General features: G+C 70.9%; 3 protein-coding genes. 2 read left to right on the top strand and 1 reads right to left on the bottom strand.

The window, feature by feature from the left end:
• Nucleotides 1-1,098, top strand: a 1,098-nt coding sequence (locus tag BDIM_RS10310; protein ID WP_155818709.1) for a CCA tRNA nucleotidyltransferase, incomplete at its 5' end; no start/stop codon positions are given.
• Here BDIM_RS10310 and BDIM_RS10305 read toward each other — a convergent pair.
• On the bottom strand, nt 1,079-2,026 hold the full coding sequence (locus tag BDIM_RS10305) for an endonuclease/exonuclease/phosphatase family protein (RefSeq protein ID WP_003165537.1): 948 nt from the start codon (nt 2,024-2,026) through the stop codon (nt 1,079-1,081). The two genes, BDIM_RS10310 and BDIM_RS10305, sit on opposite strands and share 20 nt — an antisense overlap.
• Nucleotides 2,027-2,251: 225 nt before the next feature.
• On the opposite strand from BDIM_RS10305, the gene BDIM_RS10300 reads away from it, so the two are divergent.
• The coding region (locus BDIM_RS10300) for a DUF2793 domain-containing protein (RefSeq protein WP_155818707.1) at nt 2,252-3,001 on the top strand (750 nt) is incomplete at its 3' end.

Below are 3,001 nucleotides of genomic sequence, written 5' to 3'. Positions count from 1 at the left end.
TGCGTGCGCAACGCCGTGCTGGGCGCGCCGATCGACGACGTGGATATCGCCACTGTCCTGACGCCCGAGGCGGTGGTGAAGGCGCTGAAGGCGGCGGGCCTGAAGAGCGTGCCGACCGGCATGGAGCACGGCACGGTGACGGCGATATCGGAACGCCAGCCGTTCGAGATCACCACCCTGCGCCGGGATGTGTCGACCGACGGGCGGCGCGCGACGGTCGCCTTCACCGACGACTGGGCCGAGGATGCGGCGCGGCGGGATTTCCGCCTGAACGCCCTTTATGCCGATGCGGACGGGTTGATCCTAGACCCGACGGGCGCGGGGTATGAAGACGCCCTGGCCGGACGGATCGTCTTCGTCGGCGAGCCGGAACAGCGCATCCGCGAGGACTATCTGCGCATCCTGCGCTTCTATCGCTTCTTCGCCTGGTATGGGCGCGGCGCGCCGGATGTGGCGGCGGTGGAAGCCTGCGCGGCCTTGGCCGAGGGCGTGGAGCAACTTTCGGCCGAGCGGGTGTCGAAGGATCTGCTCAAACTGCTGGCCGCGCCTGACCCGCGCGCGGCGGTGCGGTTGATGGATCAGGCGGGCGTGCTGGGGCGGGTGGCGCCGCAGCCGGAAAGTCTGACGCTGTTCGAGGCGATGGTCGGGATCAGCGCGGACCCGGTGCTGCGCCTGTCGGCGCTGTTGCCGGATGAAGCGGAGGCCGTGCGCGCAGCGGCGCTGAAGCTGCGGCTGTCGAACGCCCAGCGGGACCGACTGGTCGAGGCCGTCGCCGAACGGATCGACCCGGCGATGAGCGAGGCCGAGACGCGCGCCGCTATCTGGCGCGCCGGGCGTCAGGCGGTTGAGGATCGGCTTTATCGCGCCTGGGCGTCGGGCGCGGACGCCGGGGTGGTGCAGCATCTGCTGGCGCTGGCGACGGCTTGGACGCCGCCGAAACTGCCGGTCGGAGGCAAGGATCTGGCGCGACTGGGCCTGTCGCCGGGGCCGGAGACGGGGCGGTTGCTCAAGGCGTTTGAGCAGAGCTGGATCGCCGACGACTTCCCCGACCACGGACACGAGGCGCGGCTGAAAGCTCTTATGGTTCGGCCCGGCTGAGACGCACGATCACCGGGCGGTGGTCCGAGCCCGTCTTCTGACCCAGCCGTCGCTCGACCAGCGCCAGATCGGGCGAGCGCCAGACGTGGTCGATGGTGATGCCGAGGAAGGGGGGCAGGGCCGAGGGCCAGGTGCCGGGCCGCGCGGGGGCGGGGATCAGGCCCGTCTCGGCCTTGATCTGACGGCCGATGCGGCCGCTGGAGACGCTGTTGAAGTCGCCCGCCACGACGACCGGACCCTCCAGCCCGGCGCGCAGTCCTGCCAGCCGCTGCGCCTGGCTGATCTGGCCGTAGGGGTGCTGGAAGGGCCAGGGCCGCGTCATGTGGACGGCGATCAGGCTGACCGGCCCCAGCGACGTCTCGGCCTGGGCGACCAGGGCGGCCAGGCCCTGACCGTCGGCGTCGCGCACTCGATGGAGAGGCAGGCGCGAGGCGATCACCGAACGGGCGGCTCCGCTGGGCCGGTCCTTGCGCGGAGTGCTGACCCGGTGCGGGTAGGCGCGCAGGATCGTGTCCAGTTGCGCGGCCGGGGCGTCGCCCAACTCGATCAGCATGACCACATCGGCGTCGGCCTGTTCGATGGAGCGGGCGATGGCCGCCACATCCTGATTTCGGGCCCACAGGTTTGCGGAATAGACGGTCAGGGTTTCCGGTCCGGCGGCGCGGCCTTTCTCAGGCGTCCACTGGGGCCAGACGGCCAGAAGCAGCAGCCCCGCCACGCCCGCGCCCAGCGCCGCCATGTCCCATAGACGAAGCAGCAGGAAGAGGCCGCACAGCACGACGGTCGCGACCAGGGCGGGCGCGGTGAACTGGGTCAGTAGGTCGGGCAGGCGGTGGCCGATGCGGCTGAGGGCCGAGACGGCGACGAGGCCGGAGGGCGCCAGCAGGGCCAGGGCGGCCAGCCGCATCAGGGCCTGGGTCAGGGTCATGAAGCGACCTTTAATGAAAATGGGCGGAAGCGTCGGTTAGCGCGCCGGCGCCGGGCCTGTCGAGCGTGGCCTCATGCGGCCGAATGCGCTGGCGCGGCGCGCGTCGATAGCGCGTTCGACGCGGCCAATCCCTGAAAATTCCCGGCTTTGGCGTTGTGTGGAGCGGATCGGCGCGCCGGGGCCCGGCGCCTGACCAGACTGCGGTCTCAACCTTTGGAGACCGCCATGAGCGATGACGCCAGCGCGCGACTGGGCCTGCCTTATCTGGCGGCCGGACAGCTGCAGAAACATGTGACCCTGAATGAAGCCCTGACTCGTCTGGACGTCCTGATCCAGACGGCGGTGGTCAGCCGCACCACGACGGTACAGCCTGCCGACTCGGCCGAGGGCGCGCTCTATATCCTGCCGGAGGCGGCGACGGGCGCGGACTGGGCGACGCATCCGGCGGGCAGCCTGCTGCGACATGAGCGGGGCGGCTGGCTGCCGGTTCCGGCGCCGAACGGCCTGCTGGCCGTGGTGCTGGATAGCGAGGAGATACTGGTCCGCCGCGAAGGCGTCTGGACGCCCCTGTCCTTCGGCCTGCCGGAGGAGATCCAGCAGATCACCCGTCTGGGCGTGAACGCCACGGCGGACGCGACGAACGTCGTCGCCGTGCGGGCCAACAAGGCGCTGTGGACCGCGCTGGAGAGCGAGAGCGGCGGCGACGGCGATCTGCGTTTCACCTTCAACAAACAGGCGGCGGGCGACGTCCTGTCTCTGCTGTTCCAGAGCGGCTGGGGCGGGCGGGCCGAGCTGGGTCTGGTCGGTGACGACGACCTGCGGCTGAAGGTCAGTCCCGACGGCGGGGCCTGGCATGAAGCGCTGAGGGTCGACCGCAGCACGGGCCGCGCCTGGTTCGGCCAGGGCGCGACGCGGCGCGAGACGACGGTATTGACGACCTCTGGAAGCTGGGCGCCGCCGTCGTGGGCGCGCTGG

Source organism: Brevundimonas diminuta ATCC 11568, from assembly GCF_000204035.1.
Classification (GTDB): Bacteria; Pseudomonadota; Alphaproteobacteria; order Caulobacterales; family Caulobacteraceae; genus Brevundimonas; species Brevundimonas diminuta.
This window is presented reverse-complemented; position numbering and strand designations above follow the sequence as displayed.